Annotated in this window: 16 protein-coding genes, 1 tRNA gene, 1 pseudogene and 2 CRISPR repeat arrays; of the genes and pseudogenes, 3 read left to right on the top strand and 15 right to left on the bottom strand. The window is 69.2% G+C overall.

Annotated features, from left to right (window positions below; genetic code table 11):
• Positions 1–81: 81 nt before the first annotated feature.
• A tRNA-Ser gene (locus tag ACMXN5_RS15830) sits at positions 82–170 on the top strand.
• 601 nt (positions 171–771) lie between these two features.
• Here ACMXN5_RS15830 and ACMXN5_RS15825 read toward each other — a convergent pair.
• The 14 genes and pseudogenes from ACMXN5_RS15825 to casA all read right to left on the bottom strand — a co-directional run bounded on the left by ACMXN5_RS15825 (position 772) and on the right by casA (position 15,835).
• Positions 772–1,068 (bottom strand): hypothetical protein, encoded by a 297-nt coding sequence (locus ACMXN5_RS15825; protein ID WP_439675815.1) that lies wholly within the window; start codon positions 1,066–1,068, stop codon positions 772–774.
• 12 nt (positions 1,069–1,080) lie between these two features.
• On the bottom strand, positions 1,081–1,464 hold the full coding sequence (locus tag ACMXN5_RS15820) for an ATP-binding protein (protein WP_439675814.1): 384 nt from the start codon (positions 1,462–1,464) through the stop codon (positions 1,081–1,083).
• 330 nt (positions 1,465–1,794) lie between these two features.
• Positions 1,795–2,352: a class IV adenylate cyclase gene (cyaB, locus tag ACMXN5_RS15815; protein WP_439675813.1), complete on the bottom strand. Its 558-nt coding sequence runs from the start codon at positions 2,350–2,352 to the stop codon at positions 1,795–1,797.
• Positions 2,349–2,819, bottom strand: a complete 471-nt coding sequence (locus ACMXN5_RS15810) for an NUDIX domain-containing protein (protein WP_439675812.1) — start codon at positions 2,817–2,819, stop codon at positions 2,349–2,351. The genes cyaB and ACMXN5_RS15810 overlap by 4 nt, the downstream gene beginning before the upstream one ends.
• A 24-nt stretch (positions 2,820–2,843) precedes the next feature.
• Entirely contained in the window at positions 2,844–3,092 is a 249-nt protein-coding gene (locus tag ACMXN5_RS15805; protein WP_439675811.1) for a hypothetical protein, read from the bottom strand.
• Positions 3,089–3,798: pseudogene (locus tag ACMXN5_RS15800) on the bottom strand (aldo/keto reductase). Before ACMXN5_RS15800 ends, ACMXN5_RS15805 begins: the two are co-directional and overlap by 4 nt.
• Before the next feature lie 163 nt (positions 3,799–3,961).
• Complete coding sequence (locus tag ACMXN5_RS15795) at positions 3,962–4,585, bottom strand: hypothetical protein (protein ID WP_439675810.1); 624 nt, start codon at positions 4,583–4,585, stop codon at positions 3,962–3,964.
• A 969-nt stretch (positions 4,586–5,554) separates the two neighbouring features.
• Positions 5,555–6,437: direct repeats of the CRISPR family, unit length 29 nt; unit sequence GGGACCATCCCCGCGTGCGCGGGGAGCAG.
• 115 nt (positions 6,438–6,552) lie between these two features.
• Complete coding sequence (gene cas2e, locus ACMXN5_RS15790) at positions 6,553–6,900, bottom strand: type I-E CRISPR-associated endoribonuclease Cas2e (protein ID WP_439675809.1); 348 nt, start codon at positions 6,898–6,900, stop codon at positions 6,553–6,555.
• On the bottom strand, positions 6,897–7,850 hold the full coding sequence (gene cas1e, locus ACMXN5_RS15785; protein ID WP_439675808.1) for a type I-E CRISPR-associated endonuclease Cas1e: 954 nt from the start codon (positions 7,848–7,850) through the stop codon (positions 6,897–6,899). Before cas1e ends, cas2e begins: the two co-directional genes overlap by 4 nt.
• Positions 7,851–7,853: 3 nt before the next feature.
• A complete protein-coding gene (cas6e, locus tag ACMXN5_RS15780; protein WP_439675807.1) occupies positions 7,854–8,564 on the bottom strand; it encodes a type I-E CRISPR-associated protein Cas6/Cse3/CasE in 711 nt (236 codons plus the stop codon).
• A complete protein-coding gene (gene cas5e / locus ACMXN5_RS15775; protein WP_439675806.1) occupies positions 8,564–9,298 on the bottom strand; it encodes a type I-E CRISPR-associated protein Cas5/CasD in 735 nt (244 codons plus the stop codon). The genes cas6e and cas5e overlap by 1 nt, the downstream gene beginning before the upstream one ends.
• Positions 9,295–10,488: a type I-E CRISPR-associated protein Cas7/Cse4/CasC gene (gene cas7e / locus ACMXN5_RS15770; protein WP_439675805.1), complete on the bottom strand. Its 1,194-nt coding sequence runs from the start codon at positions 10,486–10,488 to the stop codon at positions 9,295–9,297. The genes cas5e and cas7e overlap by 4 nt, the downstream gene beginning before the upstream one ends.
• Entirely contained in the window at positions 10,485–11,162 is a 678-nt protein-coding gene (casB, locus tag ACMXN5_RS15765; RefSeq protein ID WP_439675804.1) for a type I-E CRISPR-associated protein Cse2/CasB, read from the bottom strand. The genes cas7e and casB overlap by 4 nt, the downstream gene beginning before the upstream one ends.
• Complete coding sequence (gene casA, locus ACMXN5_RS15760; protein WP_439675803.1) at positions 11,159–15,835, bottom strand: type I-E CRISPR-associated protein Cse1/CasA; 4,677 nt, start codon at positions 15,833–15,835, stop codon at positions 11,159–11,161. Before casA ends, casB begins: the two co-directional genes overlap by 4 nt.
• Before the next feature lie 187 nt (positions 15,836–16,022).
• Positions 16,023–17,088: a CRISPR direct-repeat array (repeat unit 29 nt; unit sequence GGGACCATCCCCGCGTGCGCGGGGAGCAG).
• Between the two features lie 851 nt (positions 17,089–17,939).
• On the opposite strand from casA, the gene ACMXN5_RS15755 reads away from it, so the two are divergent.
• A complete protein-coding gene (locus ACMXN5_RS15755; RefSeq protein WP_439675802.1) occupies positions 17,940–18,842 on the top strand; it encodes an LPXTG cell wall anchor domain-containing protein in 903 nt (300 codons plus the stop codon).
• A 9-nt stretch (positions 18,843–18,851) separates the two neighbouring features.
• Here ACMXN5_RS15755 and ACMXN5_RS15750 read toward each other — a convergent pair whose 3' ends face one another.
• Positions 18,852–20,819: a protein kinase domain-containing protein gene (locus tag ACMXN5_RS15750; RefSeq protein ID WP_439675801.1), complete on the bottom strand. Its 1,968-nt coding sequence runs from the start codon at positions 20,817–20,819 to the stop codon at positions 18,852–18,854.
• 251 nt (positions 20,820–21,070) lie between these two features.
• On the opposite strand from ACMXN5_RS15750, the gene ACMXN5_RS15745 reads away from it, so the two are divergent.
• Positions 21,071–22,912: a protein kinase domain-containing protein gene (locus ACMXN5_RS15745; RefSeq protein WP_439675800.1), complete on the top strand. Its 1,842-nt coding sequence runs from the start codon at positions 21,071–21,073 to the stop codon at positions 22,910–22,912.
• The last annotated feature ends 65 nt before the right edge of the window (positions 22,913–22,977 follow it).

Raw genomic sequence — 22,977 nt, 5'->3', positions numbered from 1 at the left:
GTCGGCCCGGAATCCCCAGTGATCCCACGCATCGCTCATGAGAGACTGATGCGGCCCGCACCCGACCAGGGTCGCGGCACTGGAGGACTCGCCTAGTGGCCGATGGCGGCAGTCTTGAAAACTGCTAGCAGGGGTGACTCTGCTCGTGGGTTCGAATCCCACGTCCTCCGCTGACCTGCAGAAATGCGGAGATGAGAGACCGCCGGCGCGCGGCTCGGGACCTACGGTGTGCCCGAGGTGTGCCCGGCGGTTTTCTCGTTGGCGCGCGGGATGAACTGCTCGGCGGCTTCGGCAGCCGCAGCGGCGACCTCCTCGTAGAGCGTCGCGTCCGGGTGTCCGGGACGATGAACTCGACACGCTGGAGCGTGTGGTGGAACTTCGCTTCGGCGGCATCGGGCGTATATCCGACACGCCGAAGCTTGGCGGGATTCCACGCGAGCACCAGGTGGCGCAGCCGTGCTCGCGGACGGGGCCGGCATGGTCTGCCTGCCGAACTCGTTGGCGATCGCGCACTCCAGGGCGTGATCGTCCCGTATGCCGTGCTGCACCTCCTGGAGGGCGACGAGGTCCAGGTCCATGGCCCGCAGGACTGCCATCTACGAAGGGAAGCGATCACCGCCTCCGTTCAAGAGGTTGTAGGTGCCCACGCGCCTGGTGGAACCCTGCGTCGCCCCTTCCTTCCTGGTCGTTGCGTTACGGCGGAACCTTCGGAACGCCGAGTACTCCCGGGCGAAGTCGTCGAGGGCCGCCGTCTCGGTGTCGCACCCGTCCTCACCGGACGGTGCGCTCATCGCTTCGCACCGCCTCCTCCGCGAGCAGCGGATCGATGCGCGTCCGCAGCGTGTCCGCGTAGGCCGCAAAGTCCCGAGCCCCGACGCCCAAGTTGCCCAGGTCCGCCCGCGCAGCGTCGAGCCGGCGGTGCAGCTCGTGGTAGCGCACGTGCACGTCCCACCACTCTGTGACCGCCCAGTACCCGGCCCGGATCCGCTCGAAGGCGGCCGGTCGGCGGGCGCAGAGCGCTCTCGGCGTTCTGCTCGACCCGGCCGCCAGGTGTTGTGGGCCCTCCACGTACAGGGGTTCTCACGCGGCGGCACCGCCCGCTGCGGGGAACGTGCACCACGTACACGACCCCTCGCGCCCCCAGGCGCTGGTGAGGGCCTCGACGATGACCAGGCCGCGACCGTCTTCCGCGTCGGCGTCGAAGGGCTGAGCCGAAGGCAGGGTTGTGGAAGGCGAGTGGTCGTCCACTTCGATGCGGATCTCTCCCGACTCTTCACATACGAGTAGGAACGTCACTGTGCCAGCCTTGCCGTGGCGGATTGCGTTCGTCACCAGCTCACTCACGACCACGCCGACCTCGTGAACGACGCTGCTGTCTTGGTTGCCGCAGAAGCGGAGTTGAGTACACGCGAGGCTTCGCATCTGGCTCGCGCGCTTGGGATAGGGCACGAACTCGACCTGCACGCGCCCGCGTTCCATCAAGGTGGTGGGTGAGCAGGCGGGTGGCGGATCAGTCGGGCGGTCCACCTCCGATAGCAGCCGTTGAAGCACAATCCTTCGCCTCCGAGAGAGCGCGTCGAGGCGAGACCGGCGCCGTGGAAGGCGCCGGAATCGTCCTCTGGGGAATGAAGAAGGTCATGAGAGATCGGCGGCGGGAGCACGTTCGACGTCACGTGGCTCGGCTGCGCTCGGGCAGCCCTCGGTCGATGCACAGCCGGAGGATCCGGTTCTTCGCTGGGAGAGCGCAGCCGGTGCGGCTCGTGGGCGGGTTGCTGCGCTTTCCAGCGGGGCTCGTCAGTGTTGGCGGCCGAGCAGGATGTGGGGATAGCCGCGGTGGACGCGGTCGCCGAGCGTGGACTTGAGACCTTCGATGAAGGTGTCGATGTGTCGGGTGGCCTCTTCGACGGAGTCGGCTTCGCCCTTGAACTCGAACTCGACGTAGGAGCCGGCCCCGGCGACGGTGTCGATGCCGATGGCGAGGTCGTCCGTGGTCCATTCTCGGCGGGTCTTGTCCACGGTGATCAGTTCGGTGAAGTCCAGGGCGGCGAGGGTGCGCCTGACGGCTTCGGGGTCGGCGATCGAGGTCTCGTACTCGTCGCAGTGGGTCTTGACGGTGGCGTCGAGGGGCAGCCAGCGTTTGAAGTTCAGTGAGGCCCTGCCGTCGTCTTCGATGCGGACCCGCAGCCAGTCGGAGACCACGTCGGGGGCGAGGAAGTCCTTGTGGGGCGCGTTGAAGTACGCGTCGATCTGACGGGTTGCCCGGCCGCGCTCGGCCCCCAGCGCGTCGAGTTCGTCGATCAGCGAGCGAGGGGCGGGGAGTTCGTATTTCTGCTCGACCTCGGTGTATTTCATGCGGGCACCTCCGGGCGCCATCCAAGTACGGAGAAGGGGTCGTTCTTGAGGTGGAGGCGGATGATCTCGGCGCTGTAGTCCATGAGCGGCCGGGGAAGGTCGTCGACCGGGGCGAAGATCATGTCCGTGCAGTAGCGGGGTTCGGTGTTGGTCGGGGTGCCGGTCCAGGCGCGGGCGATGAAGCCGAAGCCGACGCGGGCGTCGCCGTGCGGGGGGCGGTGATGGGTGACGCCGACGAAGTCGAGGGCTTCGAGCGGGACGTCGAGGCCGGTCTCCTCGTGGAGTTCGCGGGCGGCGGCGGTGAGGACGTGTTCCCCGTCTTCGACGTGCCCGCTGGGCAGGCACCATTGGCCGCCGGCGTAGATGTCGCCGGCGCGTTGAAGCAGCAGGAGCTTCCCTTCGGTGTCCGGGACCAGGACGAGGACGTCGACGGGACTGCGGTGCCTGTGCGGGGTGAGGTTGTTCACCCGGGCAGATTAGGCGCGTCGAAATCAGCCGTCGGCCGCCTGACGCAGTCGTACTGCGAGTTCGGTTCGCAACGCTCCGAGGGATTCACGCACGAGGGTGAAATCGTCGGGGTCGAGCGGTGGACCGAGGCAGTGCACGTCGGTCTCGATCTGGCCGGCGGAGCGGAAGCCGACGAGGACGGGGGCGTCCGGAGCGTGGGCGAGGACGTAGCGGAGGGCGACGCGGGCGAGCGCCTGGGTGGTGTTGCCGAAGCGCTCCCGGATTGGGGTCAATGCGTCATGGACGAGCCGGAGGTTCTCGGGGAGGAACCGCAGGTCACGACTGCGGTGGTCTTCGCGACTGAACCGTCGTGGGGCGTCGGGGGGTCGTGGGCTCCGATGAGCAGGCCCTGCCCCAGGGCCTGCTTGACCACGACGCCCACCCCTCTTTCTTTGGCGAACGCGAAGATGTCGGTCTCGTCGTTGCTGTATAGCGGGCTGAGGAGGTTGTGGCGCACGGACAGCACGTCGGGTCGGATCGCCTCGAATCGGTGCAGGAAGCGACGGGTCTCCTCGGCCCGGTGGTCGTCGCCGTGCGCCCATTCGACGGAGAACTCGTGGGGCGCCCGCATGCCGATCGCCTTGATCGAGCCGTCTTGACGAAAAGCCTGCATCTGCCGGACGGTGTGGGTGAGATGCATGTCGTTCGGACCGAAGTCGTCGCTGTGCAGGAAGTAGAGGTCCAGCCGATCGGTACCGAGGTTTCGCAGAGTGGTGCGGAGCTGGTGGTGCATCTGTTCGGGTTCGTAGGGGTGTGCGCCCGTGCCCGCGAAATACCCGACCTTGCTGCTGACCGTCACCGATGACGGGGGACCGCCGCGAGCAGACGGCCGAGGAGCCGTTCGGATCGGCCGAGTCCGTACACGTCGGCTGTGTCGAACAGGGTGATACCCAGCTCGTACGCGCGGACGAGAGCCGCGTACGCGGACTCCGGGTCCACATCGTCCAGCCGATGAAGACCCCGCCGTTGGTGGCGCGTCCGCCGATGGTCCGGCAGCCGGCGCCGAGAGCGGAAAGGTGCCGCCGCTCCAACAGAGTGGGCTGAGTGGGCTTGATGTGCGGTTCCGTTCGGTCGGGCCTTGTCGGGGGTGAGATCGCGGTTGTCAGGTGCCGCACGGATCCGAGGCGTTGATGAGCTCCCACCCCCTGGCGGCGCGCCATCGACGGTGTTCGGCTTCGAGCACGGTGGCGTGGATCTCCGCCAGGTCGGCGCCCACCTGCGGGGCGGCGACGGCCATCCGCTCGCGCAGTAGGGAGAGTTCGGCATCCACCAGACGGCGCAACCGGGCGTCGAGCAAGTCTCGGGCGGCGGGGGTGCGGGTCTGTCCCGTCTCGCGGGCCGCGTCGAGCATGCCCCCCAAGACTGTGTACGCGGAGTTCTTGATCACCGCTCGTGCCCGTCGAACCGCTCGGCGGGGGTCGCCGTCGAGGACCTTCTCCAGTGACTTGAGCGTGTAGTCGAACGCGAAGTTCCGATCGATCCACAACTGCGCCCACGTGCTCCACAGGCCGATGCGCCAGTCGGCGAACTCGGCGTCGCGTCGGCCCATCGAGGGGCGCACAGCGCCCGCGAGTCCGGCCTTGGCGACTTGGTGGGTGTACGCGGCGCCGATGAGGCACTCCATCGACACGAGCATGTAGATGCCGCTGTGGAAGAGACGGCCGGTGCTGTTTGCTTCGACGAACGCCCGATCGCGGACAGCGTCGACGATCTGCTCCGGAACCACACGGTGATGACGGCCGGCACCACGACGAACACCGTCCCCGAAGCCGCCACGCTCCACGTCGACGCCCGAGCCTGGTTTCGTGTTGAGCTCGAACGCGTCGATGACGCCATCCGCAGACTCGCACCCCACCTCGTCGACGCCTGGCTCACCATCACCGGCGGCATCAACCGCCACCCCTTCGAACCCGCAGCCGCCCGAGCTCTCCTCGAACACGCCCGAGCAGCGGCCCGATCCCTGGGACTTCCCGAACCAGCTGCGGGCGCTCCGACGGCAACTTCACCGCCGCCCTTGGCATCCCCATCCTCGACGGCCTCGGCGCCATCGGCGCCCGCCCCCACGGCCGGAACGAACACGTACTCATCAACACCATGCCCGACCGCGCGGCTCTCTTGGCCCGTGTGCTGGAGCTTTGCATCTCCGCGACACCTCTGCCCTGAAGCCCAAACCGCGATTAGCGCGTCCACTGGGCAACTTGCGCAGAAATAAGCTTTGAGTGAGGTAGCTAACGTGGCGTAGAGGGCCTGCTGACATGGCGCAACACGCGAGTGCAATGTTCCAACAGGTCAGTGCAGGAACTGTCCCAGACAGGAGATGGCACCTACCAACAGCCCTAACACGCCCAGAACGACCTGCCACCGCTCAGGCCCTGTCCACCGCTGCCGCTTGGCAACATCGACGTCAACCATCTCTCCCCTAGGAAATCAAGCTGGTTGTCCAGCTCGGCTTCGTGAGCCGGACCCTGCCTCTCCAACGATTACAGGGGTGCCGAGTCACGCCGGCTACGTCAGCACGATCGTGCACGGGCAGGTGGCGGGGTTGCACCGCGTGCCTGCAACTGAATGATCGATTAAAGAAGTTCCGAACATCCCCATGTGCGGCGGGGCAGGAAGCAACCGTTTTGTCGATTACGGCCGCCGAGGGAGCATCCCCACAGGCGTGTGGGGAGCAAGGTTAGGCACCCCTGTAATCGGGGCCATCCCCGCGTGTGCGGGGAGCAGCACGAAACATGTCTCAGATTCAGGACAAGTTTAGGACTACCCCCGCGTGCGCGGGGAGCAGGAAAGCAAGCCGGCCCACCAGACCCGCATCGAGGGACCATCCCCGCGTGCGCGGGGAGCAGCAGGTCGCGCAGCTGACCGGTTTCGTGTTTGCGGGACCATCCCCGCGTGCGCGGGGAGCAGACGAAGGCGACGAGCACGTACGCCGCTGCGTCGGGACCATCCCCGCGTGCGCGGGGAGCAGAAGGCTCCTCGACCGGGCCCCTACGGCGTGTCGGGACCATCCCCGCGTGCGCGGGGAGCAGCTCTTGGTCAACTCGCTCGCGACGGAGACCACGGGACCATCCCCGCGTGCGCGGGGAGCAGGGCCGGCGCGAACCGAGGTGTCCCGCAACACTGGGACCATCCCCGCGTGCGCGGGGAGCAGGAGGGTGGCGTATCCGCTGTCCCACAACGCCAGGGACCATCCCCGCGTGCGCGGGGAGCAGACGGGTCCGCAATCGCCCAGACCTCATGGCGGGGGACCATCCCCGCGTGCGCGGGGAGCAGTCGCGTCGGCCACCGGGATGTCCCGCACCACCGGGACCATCCCCGCGTGCGCGGGGAGCAGGCGCTGGCGGAACATCGAGAGCCAGCGCTTCTGGGACCATCCCCGCGTGCGCAGGGAGCAGTCCTGGGTGAACTCCGCTCGCAGGTCGACGCCGGGACCATCCCCGCGTGCGCGGGGAGCAGGGGTGGGGGAACCCCGCCGTGGACCACATCCCGGGACCATCCCCGCGTGCGCGGGGAGCAGCTTCCTCCCGGGCCTGCTTGGAGTAGCGCGCGGGGACCATCCCCGCGTGCGCGGGGAGCAGGCTCGATGACCTGGGGATTTAGGGCGTGGGGGTCAGATATTTGACCAGTTTCACCGCATTGGCTATTGGTTACTTTTTGCTTTTCCGGGACATTTGTCGCATTGAGAATTGCTTGCTAGCGGTTTCCGAAGCGGCGGCGTTTGGATGCCTTGCTCCAACCCTGGGCTGGTGGCTCGGGCGGGCGTGCCTGTTCGTTGGGGCGCCTAATCAGCGTGAGGCCTTCGTGGTCGACCGGGTGCCATTTGTGGTCGTGGGTCTCGAAGACGAAGCCTTGTTCGTTGTCGGTGCTGTAGGCCATCAGCGCCCGGCCGTTTCCCGAGTACTGGCGCACCTCGTCCCACAACGCCTGACGAATTCGGGTGCTGGGGCCGCCGATGAAGACGCCGGGTGAGATCTCCAGGAGCCAGCGCGTGAGGAAGCCGCGCAGACCGATGGGGCAGAGGGTCAGGACGATGACGGTCACCACACCACCCCGTCGGCGTAGTTGCGGCCGGACTCCACGTCGACGCCTCGGTCGGATTGCAGTGTGACGCGGTCGTCGAGGTCACCCGGCGAGTTGTCCGCGGTCGTGTCGCGTAGCAGGAGGCTTTTGATGTCTGCCACGCAACGGTCCAGCAAGGCGGCTTCGTTCACGCGATCGCGGAGTGCTCGTCGGGTGCGTGAGCCGACGTCTTCGTCGCTTTCCGCGGCGATGTCGAAGGCCACCGGGATGCCGATCTCGGTCTTGTAGAGGTCTGCCACGTCCAACACGAAGGACAGTTCGTGCCCCGAGTGGACGAAGCCCAGGCCGGGTGCGCAGCCCAGAGCGGAGACCACGGCCTGAGCGATTCCGTACATGCACTGGGCCGCTGCGGTGATCGCCTGATTGACCGCGTCCCCGGAGGCGAAGTCCCCCGGGGTGAAGCGACGGCCGCGCCACTGGACCCCGGTCCGGGCGGCCTCCCTGCGATAGCAGTCTTTGACTCGTGACCCTTCCCGGCCGAGGAGTTCCTTTCGTGTGCACGTCGCCGGATCCTCGTCCGGAAAGCGCATCCGATACATGGCACGAGCGACATCGAGTCGGGTGCGGAGGTTGGCCCACCGGGCTGCCTGTGCCTCGACCAAAGTCGAGGAACGGCTCAACGCCCGCCCGCCGGCGTAGAAACGAACGCCGTGTTCGCCGACCCACACCACGCCGGCGCCGCTCTCGCCCAGGACGCTCATCGCCTGGTGTGTGACGCGGGTGCCGGGCCCCAGGAGGAGGGTGCCGATCGTGGCGGACGGGATGTGGGTGGTGCCCTGGGCGTCCTCGGCGGTGGTGGCGTTGGCGTCGCGGTGCACGACGCAGCGTTCCAGGTAGACGAAGGAGAGCCGGTCGCCGACCCGGGTCAGTTCGCGAGGGCTGGAGAGGTTGCGTTTGCCGACGGTGGACATCCTTCACCCCACCGGCGCGAGGGTCATCAGCCCGCAGCCGTACGCCTTCGCCTTCCCCAGGCCCGCCACGAGTGTGCGGCGCAGAGTGGGGGCATCGACGACCTCCAAACGGCCGTCGAAGGTGACCGTGGCCAGGCTGACCCGCGAGCCGGTCCGCCCCTCGGGACCGCCGGCCTTGGCGAAGGAGAGTCCCCGCCCGCTGTGCACCGAGAGTTCGAACTCGTCGCCCTCCGACGTGAGTCGGCGGTCGACGGGTTTCCTCAGGACGCGGAAGCCACACGTTTCCTGACGTTGCAGCAGCCAACCCATCTGGTGGCGTGGGGTGCGATGAGCGGTGCGCTTCGTGGGTTCACCGTCGGCGTGCCGGATGCTGTGCACGGGGTTCGCGGTGAGGCGAAACGCCCAGGTGCTGCCTGGGCTGAGCCGGTCCAGGAAGGCGCTGTAGTCGTAGGTGTCCCAGCCGGGCGAGAGCGTCGGCCAGCCCGCCTGTTCGACCAGGTGGGTGAGGTCGGGCCGGGTCGGGCTCACGATGTAGAGCAGGACTTCGGCCTTGGCGTTGTGGTCGATCCGCCACAGAACCCGGGGAGCGTCGTTTGTGTTCGGCAGGATGTCCGGGAAGGACGACATCACGCCGGCGTGCAGGACCTGGGGCGACGACAGCAGGCGCCGCGCGCCGATTCGTGCCGTGTTGACGCGAAAACGGGTCAGGAACATCAGGCGCCTTTCAGGCCGCGCGTCGGGTCGTGGTCGGGCGGTGTCGCGTCGGCACCGGAAGCTCGACGTCCGGTTCGGGCCGGCGGAACCGGCACGCTTGTCGTTTGCATCGTGCGCAGCGCGTATCGGCGGTGCCGCGGGTCGAAGCTCAACGGCTGGTCCCGGAGGGTGTCGCCGACGCCGTGGGCGGCGTCGACCTCGGTGATCACCGACAGTTCGGGGTGCGATGCGCGTCGGCGGCGCTCGCGGTACCACTTGGATGCTTGCCAGTCTTCGCAGGCCAGGGCGGTGTCGAGGGTGACGTCGTGGTGGACGTGCAGCTCCACCGGCCGGGCCGGCGGGCACGATCTGCGCCCCAGGTAAGGCATGTACACGGGTGTGCGCAGTGCGCCGTACAACAGGGTCACGGTCGCGTCATCGCCCTCGACCGCCGCGACGAAGACGGCGTCGGCGAGATAGAAGCGCTCGGACACCGGCATGGCCTTCTCGGTGTCGCCGTGCTCGGCGGTCTGGTAGTCGCGAACGCGGGTGCCGGGTTGGTCCACGCGTACGCCGAAGCGCAGTGCGGCGAGGTCGGAAACATCCGCCGTACGGTCGCGTCCCTGGGCTGCTGCCAGTAGACCCAGGACGCCGCTCTTGGTCGGCGCCGATTCGGTGGTGCGCCGGGCGAACCGGGCCGAGGAACCCCACGATTGCAGAGGGCCGGCCAGGCACAGGGTCAGCACACTGTTCACGCGCCCTCGCCCGAGTGCTCGGTTACGGAGGCGCCGACGGCGGTGACGAGTTCCTGCAGGGTCACCTCCGCGCCCAGCGCGGCGAGTGCGCTCGTGTTGGGGCCGATCCGCAGGACCCAGGTGCTGGTGCCCACGTCGGCGCCGTATGCCTTCTCGGTCTGGGGGATGGAATCCGCGAGTCGTTCGCAGGCACGGCGTACGTATCCGCTTGCCGTGTCCGCGGTGATCGGTTCCTCGAAGGCGCTCACGAAGCTGATCGGGCGGGCGGTGCGCAGCTTGACGACGACCGCTTCCGGCAGGGTGTGGTTGCCGAAGGTGTTGATCTTCCCGGTGGGCATGGACTCGACGAACCCGCGCACGAACGCCTCGATCGCCCGGCGCACCGGTTCGTCGACCGGTTCGTCCTCGCGCAGGCCCGCGCCGAGGTTCTTGCGCAACAGGTCGACGTCGACGGCGGCGTAGCGGTAGAGGGTGGCGGAATTGAAGTCGACGGTGCCGATCATGCCCGCACCCGGTTCGGCGTCGGTGTTGCGGTCGTCGACGGCCGTGTAGTAGTCGGTCTCGTTCTCGACCGCGTGGACGCTGATGGCATGGGCGACCTGTGCGGCGGCATCGACGTTGATGTCGGCGGAGTCGGCGACCATGCGACCGAACAGGGCGATGTCGACCGAGTGTCGGGTGTCGGCGATCCGTTTGGCGCGGGCTTTGTTCTCCTTGTTCTTGAGAAACCCCTTGATGTCGCTCGCCCCCTCGACGGCCAGCTCCGCGAGGCCGTCGAACTGCCGGTAGCCAAGGAACATCAGGTACGAGGATTCGGGGGCCGGCTCCTCTTCGCCCTTCTTCTTGGCCGCATCGGCACGGCGCTTGGACACCTCGATCTTGGCGTCGGTGGCGGCCTGGATCGTCGCCGTCGCCAATGCCAGCGCTTCGGGTCCCTTGAGCGACGCGTCGAGTGTCGTGATGCGGTCGGCGAGGATCTCGACGACCCGTTTGGTACGCACGCCCAGGTCGGCCGGGTCGAGCAGGTCCCCGAAGAGACGCCGAGTGGCACGCTTCCATGCCTGGCTGGAGACCCGGGCCCGACGGACACCGCCGTAGACGGCGGTCTTGGGCGAACCGGTGTCGTCGCGGTTGAGGTTGCTCGGTGGCACGGTCTGCAGTACGTGTAAGTCGAGGATGGTCCGGCTCACGAGACGTCGTCCTTGTCTGTGGTGGTGGCGCCGTCCGAGTTCTCGGCGTCGGTGGTTGCCGAGACGGCCTTCGGCTTCTGATAGGCGTGAAAGGCGGTGCCCCAGGCTCGGCGGATCTGTTGTCTCCCGCCGGGCTGCTGCCATCGGTAGAGCTGATCGGCGAGCAGCCCGTAGTCCAGGGGGATCTCCTCCCGCCGCAGCAATTGCACGATGTCGCGGAGTCGTTCGGCCAGCGCGACCGTGTGCGGGGCGGATCCGGCGCGGACGAAACGCTTGCGGATCGGCTCGTCGACCTCTGTCCCCGGCATCAATCGCCGTACGGCGGCGCCGAGTTCATGGCCGCCCGGCACATGCATGCGGTGCGTCCGGTGTGATTGCTGATGCAGCGCCCACAGGGTCAGCGTGATGTACGCGGCCTCGGAGGCGCGTTCCGTGTCCTTTTCATCGAACTTGCCGGGTTCGTACAGGGGGTCCGTGCCGAGCATGCCCCAGAGGTCGGGCACATCCTCAAAGGGTTTGCCGGCGCCACGCCGGATGCGGGCGATGGCTGCGACGGCGTCGCCGCGGTCGTTCAGGTAGCCGCGTTGCAGGCTGCCGATGTGATCCGAGACGGTCGTGCCGACCGTGCCGAGCGAACGGCGCCGCCGGGCCGGGTTCATGGATTTGCTGGTCATGCGTCGGCCTCGGGTGTGTGTGTCGTCTCTTCGGCTTCGCCCGGGGCGAAGGGATGGTTGAGGGCCTTGTTCAGGCGCGTGCGGAATCGCAGGTGAGCCAGGGACGCGGTGAGCCATTGGGGCCCACCCTTGGCATCGACCATGCGGCCTTCCCACGCGGCGTCACCGGCGACGGCCACCAGTTCGTCGCCCAGGTCGGCGATGATCCGGTGCGCCTGGCGCTGCCAGGCGTGACGACGTGCGATCGGGTCGTCGCGACTTCCGAGATGGTGCAGCCACTGGCGGAAGGGGCGGTCCAAGGCGCCGAACCCGAGATCGCGTGCCGTCGCCCGGCGCGGGTCCGGCTCCGTCCCGGTGGCGCGGGCGAGTTCGGTGGCCAGGTCCCCCAGAGCCATGACCGCGGCATCCGCGTCGGCGACCGCCTCCACCGCCGCGCGGCCCAATCGCAGGTCGTTTTCGTGGAGCAGGAGGACGGACATCATGACGCCGTCATCGACGATCTCGTCGATGACCGACTGCTGGGTGCCGTAGACGGCCCCCACGATCCGGGCCCGGATCAACAGCTCATCGGGCAGCAAACCCTCGGTGCTCAGACGCGCCACCCAGTTCAGGACACGCGGTGAGATTACGGAAGCCGCATCCCGACGCTGCCCCCCTGTGCCTCCTTCCCTGCCTGCCGGTAACAGACTGGCGAGGCCGCGCCAGGCGGCTCGGGTGGGGTCGTGTTCACGCGGCAGGTAGATCAGCGGGCGACCGAGTTTCTTTTCCTGTGCGGGGCTGCGTCGCCAGCCGGTCATGGGTTCGCTGACGTGCATGTTGTGTGCCGCGAGCGGGTCGCCGTAGGCGAGTACGACACCGTGGACTCCCCGAGCGTCGTGGTGCAGGCGTACCCGTCGGGATTGCCAGGTGTACAGGTCACGCACTCCGTCGGGTCGCGACGCGAGCTGTGCGGCGTCGGTCGCGGCCGGTCCGCAGGGGTCTCGTCGCCAGGTCGGGCGGTCGTCCTTATCGGCGCGTACCGTGCCGGTGTCGGCGGCGATCAGGTTGAGCAGCAGAGTTTCCCGGAGCGTGGCGCCCTCGGCGTGGACTCCGCCGAGGTTGCCGGTCCAACCGACGCCTTGCGGGTACCCCTTGCCGCCCTTGACCCTGGGGTCGCCCACCGCGCCGGTTTTGATCCCGGAGACGTCGAACGCGTGCGCGTGCACGAGCCAGCGGGCGGCCTCGGCGAAACCGAGACGGTCCACGCCGGGCATGCGCATGGCGAAGAAGGGGTCTCCGTTGGGAACATCCGCGACGATCCGGTTCAGCGAGGCGACCTCGCCCTTTGCCGTGTGGAGGTCGGCCACTTGGAAGAAGGGGGCCGAGGGATGGAGCAGGTCGAATCGCGCGCGGTGGCGATCGAGGTAGGCCGGTACGGCGGCGAAAGAATCCTCGCTTTGCCACAGATCAGCCCATGCGTCGGAGTCTTCGGGGCCGTCGACCGCGTCGTGCACGATGGCCAACAGCAGTCTCAACAGCGCGAATTCCTGAGTGGGCAGATCTCCGACAATCCGCCGAAGGCTTCCTGCCTGAGCGAAGACCTCCGTCAAGGACAACTCGTCCTCGCTCCCGTCCAACCGCTGTACCGGTAACCATGGGCGATCGACCAGGTCGAACGACGGCGGGCCGGGGTCCGTTCGGGTGTGGCGTTCAACGGGTGCGGCGACGCTACTCACCTGAAGTCCTTCCACACGGCTGTAGCGAAGGTCGAATCCTGCCAGCCGGGTCCGACAGTCCTCGTCGAGGACGAGGACCAACTCTCCCGCCAGCCAGTGGCACTCCTTCGCCTGCCATGCGGGCACACACAATTCCTCGAGTTCGGCGATCGCCCGATCAAGGATGTGTGGCCACGAGAACTGATACGGCAGCCGTAGCCCGCACAATGCGACGGCCCTCGCGAGGGCAGGCGACGGCACGACGTCGGTGGGTAGTTCGCGTGCGCCCAAACCGTTGCCCAACCACGGCAGGGTGATCAGGGCGCCGTCGGCGCGCCGTTGGACGACGAGTACCTCCAGGCTCTCCTTGCTGTCGCGTACCTGGGCGCGACCGGCTCGAGTGTCGTCCGCGTCTCCGACGCCCGCGTCGATCCAACCGATGATGGGGCGGCCGTCCTTGCGGACCACATCCAGCCTGAAGGTATCGGCCTTCTTGCGTTGGCCCGCTCTGCGAACCTCGTACTCGGTACGAGCCTCCTTCATGGCCGTCGCCCAGGAGACCGGTCCCGCCTCGGCGGTCCCGTAGGCTCCTTGGACGAGGCCGCTGATGTCCTCGGGTAGGCGCAGAATTTCGTCGCCCGAGTCGCGGTCGGCATCCAGGTGCGGGCGCAACACAGCCATGGAACGCAGAAGCGTGTACGTGCCGTAGACGTTGCGGGATCCGTCCACCGGTCGTGGTGGTGTCGCCTGCCAGTCGACCCCCGCGACCAGGCAGCGGGCCGTGCGTAGGCGGGGTGGGCGTCGGTCTTGGCCCTCGCCGCGCGGGTGTCGGTGGAGTCGGCCCACGCGCTGGAGCATCAGGTCGACCGGGCACAGGTCCGTGACCAGCAGATCGAAGTCGATGTCGAGTGACTGCTCGGCGACCTGACTGGCGACCACGATGTGCGGGTCGTCGGGGCGCCCGTCCGTCGAACCCGAAGACTCACCGCCCATACGGCCCGGAGGGCCGAATCGGGCCAGCAGGTCGGCGTCGTTGTGCGCGCGGTCGACATCGACGAAGCGAGAATGCGCGACGGTGACGTTTTCGGTGCCGAAAGCCCGGCGCAGGACCTCGGCCGTCTCCAGCACGCGATTCACCGTGTTGCGCACCACCAGGGCACAACCACCGTCGGCGAGTTCGCGGACCAGGCGGTCGGCCAGCAGGCGCGGATCGTCGTCGATCCGTTCGAGCAGCACGTCGGTTCGGCGTCCCGAGGCGGCCGGGCATGCAGTTTCCGGGGCGGCACCGGGCGTCACCGAGGTCAACAACGGGTAGCCCTCGACCGATGCAAGCTTCGCGAAGCCGTCAACCGCCGGGGTCGCCGATCCGAGGTCGGACGCTCGCGCCTTCGACGGGCCCGCGTATGCCTCGGCCAATTCCCGTCGTCGGGACGCGGGCAGAGTCGCCGACAACATGATCACGGGGACCCGGTAGGCGCCGAGCCAGGACAGGACCCGGTCGAGGTAGGTGCCCATGTAGGTGTCGTAGGCATGTACCTCGTCGATCACGACGACCTTGCCGGCGAGCGCGAGGTGGCGCAGCGCGAGATGACGGCTTTTGAGGCCGGCCATCAACAGCTGGTCGATCGTTCCGACCACGAAGGACGCCAGCATCCCCTTCTTGCGACCACGCAGCCACTGATGGGCCACCGACTCCGCCGAGAAGCCCCGTACGTCGGTCCCCGGCTGCCAGACATCCTGCGATCCGAACTGGTCGACCGCGGCGATGGTGTGCCCGGCCTTGCCCATCAGGCCCGCGTACTGCTCGTTGAGCGCCGCCTTGGAATGGGCCAGGAACACCGAACGTTCCCCCGACCCGGTGGTGTCCATGGGGAGCCGCTCCAGCCAGTCCAGCAGGCGGGGGAACATCGCGCTGCCGGTGGCCATCGTGGGCAGGGCCACGAAGCAACCGCCCGCACCGGAGCGGGCGGCGAAGATCTCGGCGACCGCGAGCGCGGCCTCCGTTTTCCCTTCGCCCATCGGCGCTTCGATCATCATCAGTCCGGGTACCGGCATCGCCCGTGCCAGCCGCACCGCCTCCTCCTGGACCGGACGTACCCGTGCCCCAGGCGGAAGTTCGAAGCGAGTCGCGAACAACTCGGCCGTCGACCCCGTGGGCTCTCGCGCGCTCCACGGAGGCGGAAGTTTGAGCCCATGCCAGGCCGCGGCGACGCGCTCGGCGTCGGTACGTGGATGCTCCTCTGGGAAGTAGGCGAACAGGTCGGGATTGCTCGCGATCCAGTCGGCGACGATGACCAGGCCGGTCAACAACACCTGGACGGGCTGCGGAAGCTTCACGCCGTGCCAATCGGGCAGGTGATCCCGGACTCCGTACACATCCGCACAGGCATCGAGCAGTTCCGTCTGGACCCGATTCCACGCCGGTTCACTTGGGCCGGGGGTACGCAACAGCTCTGGATGCGCGACGAGATCACGGATCTGCTCATGGGCGGGCGGTACGCCGTGATGGCCCCCGGGAACGATTCCGAACTGGACCGCAGCCCGGCGCGGCCAACCATGACGGCCTGTCAGCCACTCCTGCAACAGAAGTTGCCCGGCCAAGCCATGCGGCGCCATCCGCCGATCCTCACCGAACTGCTTCCGCAGCGGCATGTCCAGGCCTGCGCTACGCATCCGATCGGCAAGGGAGTCCACCTGACACGCAAACGCCGGTGTGGCCTTCCCGATGTCGTGTACAGCCGCCAACCAGACCGCCAACAGCCGGGCATCACTGCCCTTCCGAGGCAACGCCTCGGCCACCAACCGCCGAATGTTCTCCGGAATCCACCCGTCCCATAACAACCCGGCCACGGCTGCGCTGTCGGCCATGTGCCGCCAGAGCGGCAGCCAGCCGTCGGTCTTCTGATCGTGCTTGGCCCACACCACCCGCGCGGCCGCCGACAACCCATCCCCCAAGCACGCCCCGTGCTCACCACTCATGGCCGCATTGAACACAGAAACGACCCCACCCGAATGCTTATCGCGATACCCGCTCGCGGAGACCACCAATGCGGTATAGCGACCCCTGGTGGGATCCAATTTTTCTGATGGTCGACATAGATGGGTAGATTTATCCCCTCGTGCGCGGGGAGCAGCGGACGTCGGAATCGCCCGTCACCGGGTCGTAGGGACGATCCCCGCGTGCGCGGGGAGCAGGGCTGTTCATCGAGCGGGCTGGGACGCCGAACAGGACCATCCCTGCGTGCGCGGGGAGCAGGTCCAGCATCTCGCCAGCACGTCCCGCATCCCGGGACCATCCCCGCGTGCGCGGGGAGCAGTCGGCCGCCGTGGTTCCTCGCTCGATCGGGTTGGGACCATCCCCGCGTGCGCGGGGAGCAGCCAGTCGGGCACGTGGTGGGCGAGTGCGGCCGGGGACCATCCCCGCGTGCGCGGGGAGCAGATGATGATCGTGTCCGGGTCGAAGCCGAACTTGGGACCATCCCCGCGTGCGCGGGGAGCAGCGGTGCGGTGCGGCTCGTGCTGGTCGACGGACGGGACCATCCCCGCGTGCGCGGGGAGCAGAGGGAAGCGCTCTCCGGGCCCGAGGACCCCGCGGGACCATCCCCGCGTGCGCGGGGAGCAGTACCCGACGACGAACAGCCCGGACAGCCTGCCGGGACCATCCCCGCGTGCGCGGGGAGCAGGAGTAGTTGTTGTGGGGACGTAGGCCCGCAGCGGGACCATCCCCGCGTGCGCGGGGAGCAGTTCGAGGAGCACTTCCCGCGTCGTTCGGAGGAGGGACCATCCCCGCGTGCGCGGGGAGCAGCAGGTGTCGGCGCATCACGATGTGTGCGTCCTGGGACCATCCCCGCGTGCGCGGGGAGCAGTCCTTGATCTGCGCGTCCCGCTCCGACTGCCGGGGACCATCCCCGCGTGCGCGGGGAGCAGTGCTGCCACGAGGTGACCGACCGCGCCGTCGCGGGACCATCCCCGCGTGCGCGGGGAGCAGAAACCACGACGTTGACGCGGACACGGGCCCCTGGGACCATCCCCGCGTGCGCGGGGAGCAGGTCCTGGGAGACCACCGCCAGGCCCGCCCAGTAGGACCATCCCCGCGTGCGCGGGGAGCAGAGCATCGTCGCGGACGCACAGAACGGCATGTCGGGACCATCCCCGCGTGCGCGGGGAGCAGCGTGCGCTGTTCGGCGAGTTCGCGTTCGAGGCGGGACCATCCCCGCGTGCGCGGGGAGCAGTCTTGATGACCTGCGGGTTTAGGTCGCGACGGGTGCGTTGAGGAATAGTTTCATTGAATCGACCATTAATTATCTTTTGTTGCTTTTAGTGCAAATCCGACATGTGTAGCCCTGTCTGCGGTGTCTGGATCTCGCCAACGATCGAGGCCAAGACCCATAAGTCCCTGGGCTGAACGGTACTTCCTTGGCTGCGGCTGTGAGGGCATCGGTTGTCCAACTCGGTTGCCGGTTATCTCGCGGTAGGTGTGTGGCTGCGTGATCCCACGATTTGTGCCGCCGAGGTGTAATCCCGGTGCCATGCATCTTCGTTCGGACCAAGCTTCTGGTGTGCCCGGGGTGTGCCCGGACGCTTGCGGATGGGGCTTGGGGGTGGCGTACCAGACGTCATGCAGGTGGACTCTGGGCTGGGAAAACGCGTACGGCGCGGCACCGTTGGGGGCCGCGCCGTACTGAGCGTCACGTGGGTGCTGTGACTTGAAAACTGCTAGCAGGGGTGACTCTGCTCGTGGGTTCGAATCCCACGTCCTCCGCGGGAAGCAGTGGGACGGCGGAAACCCGTAGGTCGGCGGTACCCGGTTGAGGCAACTCGACCGGGTGCCGCCGACTTTTGCGTTTGTCGCTGTGGGTTGGCAGGTGAGTGTGCAGGTCAGGGGGCTGGGGAGAAGTCGTCGGGGGAAGTTCGGGGTCGGGCGCAACCGCGTGGGCGGGCAGGCGTCTATGTGATTGAGAGCAGCAAGTAGAGAGGAGCGGCGGGACGGCAGGCAGGGCCGGCGGAAGTCGGCTCGGGCGGCACCCGGGGCTCCGAGTTCGTTTTTCTTTCACTCCTTTCCGAACCAAGGGATTACTCCGCCATGCGCTCGCCCGAAATCACCACTTTTGCCCGTCGTTTCGCGGTCGCCACCCCGGTTGCCGTCCTGGTGGCGCTTGCCCTGCCCGGGGCCGCCGGTGCCGCGTTCGCGGCCGAGACCCCGGTGCCGTCGTCCTCCGCCGCGCCGACGTCCGACGGCGGTACGACCACCCCCGCCACCAAGGCTCCGACCCCCACCAAGGCTCCCGCCACGAAGGCGCCCACCCCGACCAAGGCCGCCACGCCCAAGGACGACGACCCGCACGTCGGTGAGCCCGGCTACAAGCCGTGGCTCGAACTCGTCAGCGAGGTGCCGGGGTCGGTTACCCGGGGCCAGGTCTTCCACAGCCGCATGACGGTCACCAACACGACCAAGTACCACGACATGCCCTCTGAGCGGATCGCCGCTCTCATCCGGCTCACGGGTGGCAACGCGCAGGGGAAGGCCAAGGACGTCGTGGTTGGCTACAGCACCCCCGGCAAGGCGACGCAGAACCTGAAGGTCACCGAGACCGACGACGGCCTGCTTCTCAGCATCGACCTCCCCGGCCCCCTGCGAGCGGGAAAGTCGATCACGGTCGACCTTTCCGTGACGGTGAACGGCTCGGCCACGCACCTGACCGACGGCAGCATCGAGCCCTGGCTGGTCAAGGTTCCCGGCCAGGACCCCTTCCCCCACCGGTTCAAGATCGGCGGTGCCGCCAAGCCCGCCGACGACAAGGACGCGAACGTCGGTACCCGGCCCGTCGCGGACAAGCAGAACCCGCCCCGGGACGCGGCCGCGCCACTGACCGAGTTGCCCAAGACCGGTAGCGCGACCGCCGTGCCGCTCACCCTCGCCGGGGGTGCGCTGGTTCTTCTCGGGGCGGGCGCGATCGCGGTCGTGCGCCGTCGCAACACGGCCTGAGCGGAGGGTCTATGGGACTCGCCACTGCTGGGAGCGGTTGGCGGGGGTGCAGGTGACCACCGACAGCGGCTTGCCGTTGCCGTTGTTGGTGAGGCAGGTCTGGCCGCCGAAGTCCTTGATGTAGACCGCCCCCGATGTCGGGGCGGTGACCAGGCGCCAGTTGGTGGAGTAGCCGAAACCGATGGCGAGTTCGGCGCGGTCGACGTTCCCGTACGGCTGGCCGAGGGCCGGGCCCTCCAGGCTGCACGTGTTGAAGGAGTCCCAGGTCGAGGTCGAGCGCACCCAGCCGTATCGGGTGTGGCCGCCCATGATCACCTCCTTGCCGGCGGTGGGGCCGTCGGCGGCGAGGCCGACTTGCAGGCCGTCGGCGACGCTGGTGATGGCGCCCCAGTTGGCGCCGCCGCAGCCTTGGGGGGCGGATTGGGCCGGGGGCGGGGCGGGGGCGGTGGGCTTGGGCTTGGTACCCGTGCCCGTGCCCGTGCTGCCGCCTTCGCCGCCTCCGGGGGAGCCGCCTGCGCCGGTGGACGTGGACGTGTTGGGGTTGCCGCCACCGGTTCCGGCGGCGGGCGGGCCGCTCGGGGGCTGGTTGCCGGTGGGGTTGTTGCTCGGGGTGCCGGTGGTGGGGCCCGAGGGGGTGGCCGGGCCCGTGGCGGGATCGGCCGACGTGCCTTCGGGGAGGCGGGGTTCGGCCGGGGGCGTTTTCGCGCCGGCCGCGTTGGGAGCCCGGTTGGCCTCGGCCTGGAGGGGGTTGATGTACAGGACCGTGGCGACGACGCCCGCGATCACGCCGAGGACCAGGAGTACGGCGGCCAGGCCGTGTCGTTTCCAGGGTCGGGGGGTCGCGGAGGGCGGAGGTGTGTCGGGTCGGTCGGCCTCGGCCTCGGCGGGGGCCGGTGCCTGGAGTGGAGCCGGTGACCCGGCGGGTGTGGGGACGGCGTCGTCGGCGGCGGGTGTCGCGGGCGTGGTGGGCTTTTCGGCGGCTGCGGCTGCGGCGGCGGCTGCCGGGGCCGGATCCGGTTTCTCGGCGGCGGGCCCCGGTGACGGAACCGGCGCCCCCTCGGCGGACGCCGGGAGCGAAGCCGGCGGCTCGTCGGCGGCCCCGGGCGTGTCGTCGGTGGTGAGTGCGGCGGCCGGCGCCGAGGTCGACGTGCTCGCCATCGCCTCGCGGGCCGCCGTGGCCATGTGGGCCGCGTCGGGGAATCGATCCTCCGGCTCCTTCGCCAGCGCCCTCGCCACGAAGGCGCGGACCGGCTCCGGGAATTCGGCCGGGAGTTCGGGCGCCGGCTCGCGGATGTGCCGGAGCACCACCTCGAATACCGCGTCGCCCGTGAACAGCGGCTCGCCGGTCAGCAGTTCGTAGCAGACCACGCCGATCGCGTACTGGTCGGACGCGGGCACCGCCCCGAGGCCCCGGGCCTGTTCGGGGGCGATGTAGCGGGCCGTGCCGAGCACCGAGTGCGACGCGGTGAGCCTGGTTCCCGCCGTCGTGGAGTGGGCGATGCCGAAGTCGGTGACCGTCACCCGGTCGTCGGCGCCGATCATCAGGTTCGACGGCTTGACGTCGCGGTGCACGATGTCGCGCCGATGGGCCGCGTGCAGCGCGTCCAGGGCCTGGGCGACGATGCCGAGCGCCCGGTCGGCGGGCATGGTCGCGGCGCCGGCGGCCAACAGCGCGTCCAGCGGCAGGCCGTCGACGAGTTCCATCACGATGTAGGCGACACGCGGCTCCGATCCGCTCTCGCCGTAGTCGTGTACGTCGACGATGCCCGGGTGGTCGAGTGCCGCCAAGACCTTGGCCTCACGCCGGAACCGCTCGGCGAACTTGGCGTCGTCGAGCAGCGCGGGCAGCAGGATCTTGACCGCGACCGGCCTTTCCAGCACGCCGTCGTCGGCGCGCCACACCTCGCCCATGGCACCACCGCCCAGCCGCTTGGCCAGCGTGTAGCGGTCGCCCAGCACCGTGCCCCGACCCCACATGCCCCGTTCCCCCGTAGGCTCCAGAGTTTCCGCGCGTCGGCGACGCACGATTCGTCGGGGGCACTCTCTCCGGGTCCGGAACCCGGAAGTGCCCTCGGCAGGCGATCATTTCATCGCACCGTGACACCGGGGTCGCATGGGACTCCCCCGATCGGCTTCGGGATCATGGGTCGCGTCCCGTCGCCGACGGCACGCGGTCGCATCGGGGCCGGGGCAGGCCCGGGTTCGGGCGGACTGAACGGGGAGTACGCATGATCGATCCGTTGCTACCCGATGACCCTCGCGACGTCGCCGGATATGTGCTGCGCGGCAGGCTCGGGCAGGGCGGCATGGGCAGCGTCTACCTGTCGCATACGCGCGGCGGGCAACCGGTCGCGCTCAAGGTAGTCCGGCCCGAACTGGCCCGCGACGCCGAGTTCCGCAGGCGGTTCGAGCGTGAGGTACAGGCCGCGCGACGCGTGCACGGGCCGTACACGGCGCCGGTCCTGGACAGCAATACCGACGGCCCGCTGCCGTGGCTCGCCGGCGCGTATGTCGCGGGCCCGCCGCTGTCCGAGGCCGTTCGGGTCCACGGGCCGCTGCCCGTCGAGTCGGTGCTGCTGCTGGTCGCCGGTGTGGCGGAGGCGCTGGAGGCGGTACACGCGGCCGGCGTGATCCACCGCGATCTCAAGCCGTCCAACGTGCTGTTGGCCGCCGACGGGCCGCGCGTGATCGACTTCGGTATCGCCCGGGCGGCGGACACCACCGCGCTCACCGGCTCCGACGTGATGGTCGGCACACCCGCGTACATGTCGCCGGAGCAGGTGCTGGGCAAGCCGGTGGGGTTCGCGAGCGACGTGTTCTCGCTCGCGTTGGTCGGGCACTATGCCGCGACCGGGGACCACCCCTTCGGGCAGGGCCACGCCCAGGCGCTGATGTACCGGATCGTCGGCCGGGCCCCGGACCTGAGCGCGAGCCCGGCGGTGTTGCGCGAGTTGTTCGCGGCGTGCCTCGCGAAGGAGCCCGCCGACCGGCCCTCGCTCGCGGACGTGATCGAAGGGTGCCGGCGAGGTGCCGACGTGACCGTCCTCGTGCGGGGCGCGAACTGGCTGCCGGCGGGCATCGTCCGGGAGATCGCCGAGCGCGACGCGGCCCCGTCGCCGGCCGCCGCGGACCGGGCGGTGCCGGCCGGCGCGGCGATCCCACCGCCGCCGAAGCCGGCCGAACCGCCGTGGGCCCCGCCGCAACCGTCGACCTCGCCGACGCCACCGGGACGACCGCCCATGGTGGGCCCGGGTCCGTACGCGGCCGGCGCCGCCGGCGTCGGCCCGGCCGGCTCCGTCGCCCCGGCGGGCCCCGTCGGCTTCGCCGGCCCGCCGCCCCCGCCCCTGTCGGCCCACCCCCACCCCCACCCCGACGACGCCACCCGCCGCCGCCCGTGGGCCCGCATCGCGACGGCCGCGGTCGCGGCGGTGGCCGTGGTCGTGGCCGCCGTCCTGGTCGTCCCGCCACTGCTGGACGGGGACGGAGACGGAGGCGGCGGCAAGGACTCCGGGTCGGCCGACGGCTCCGGCACCGACCCCACCACCGGCCTGAAGCAGATCCGCTCGAAGGTCCCCATGGTGATCGAGGCCCCCACGATTCCCGCAGCCTCGTTCCTCGAAGACGATGTCTGCAAGGGAGGTTTCGCCACGCTGATCGACCTGGAGAAGCTCTCGGTCACGCCCGGCCGGCCGGACGCCCGGGACCGGGAGCTGCTGCCGGCGACCACCCTCAAGTACGTGGCCTGCCATACCGATTCGGGTACCGACGCCGACCGTTCGATCACGGCCGAGCTGCGGTTCCTGGACCCCCAGGCCGTCGCGGGCCTGGTCAGCCGCCCCGACGCGACCGCCGCGGAATGCCGGGTCGCCGCCCGCACCGCGGCGTTGCCCAGCTCGGTGCCGCTGACCGTGCTCAATTCGAGCGTCGCGTCGGGCAAGGTGGGGTTCTGCGTCGAAACCGCTCGGAAGACCCTGGTCCTGGTGTGGCTCACGGGGGTCCGGGATGCCGAGGCCGGACACGGTCTGCGTACCTTCACCATCGACGCCTCCCAGTGGAAGCCCGGATCCTGACGGCGCCCCGCCCACGGCGCCGGTGGTGACCCTTTCCGCGCCGGGGCGCGCCGGATCCCTGTGGA

Source organism: Embleya australiensis, from assembly GCF_051903075.1.
Classification (GTDB): domain Bacteria; phylum Actinomycetota; class Actinomycetes; order Streptomycetales; family Streptomycetaceae; genus Embleya.
This window is presented reverse-complemented; position numbering and strand designations above follow the sequence as displayed.

What these genes read in the sequence shown, in the direction of transcription:
- casB (WP_439675804.1), bottom strand. Translation starts at nt 11,162, where the DNA reads ATGACCAGCAAATCCATGAACCCGGCCCGGCGGCGCCGTTCGCTCGGC.
- ACMXN5_RS15745 (WP_439675800.1), top strand. Translation starts at nt 21,071, where the DNA reads ATGATCGATCCGTTGCTACCCGATGACCCTCGCGACGTCGCCGGATAT.
- casA (WP_439675803.1), bottom strand. Translation starts at nt 15,835, where the DNA reads ATGAGTGGTGAGCACGGGGCGTGCTTGGGGGATGGGTTGTCGGCGGCC.
- cyaB (WP_439675813.1), bottom strand. Translation starts at nt 2,352, where the DNA reads ATGAAATACACCGAGGTCGAGCAGAAATACGAACTCCCCGCCCCTCGC.
- cas1e (WP_439675808.1), bottom strand. Translation starts at nt 7,850, where the DNA reads ATGTCCACCGTCGGCAAACGCAACCTCTCCAGCCCTCGCGAACTGACC.
- ACMXN5_RS15755 (WP_439675802.1), top strand. Translation starts at nt 17,940, where the DNA reads ATGCGCTCGCCCGAAATCACCACTTTTGCCCGTCGTTTCGCGGTCGCC.
- cas6e (WP_439675807.1), bottom strand. Translation starts at nt 8,564, where the DNA reads ATGTTCCTGACCCGTTTTCGCGTCAACACGGCACGAATCGGCGCGCGG.
- ACMXN5_RS15750 (WP_439675801.1), bottom strand. Translation starts at nt 20,819, where the DNA reads ATGTGGGGTCGGGGCACGGTGCTGGGCGACCGCTACACGCTGGCCAAG.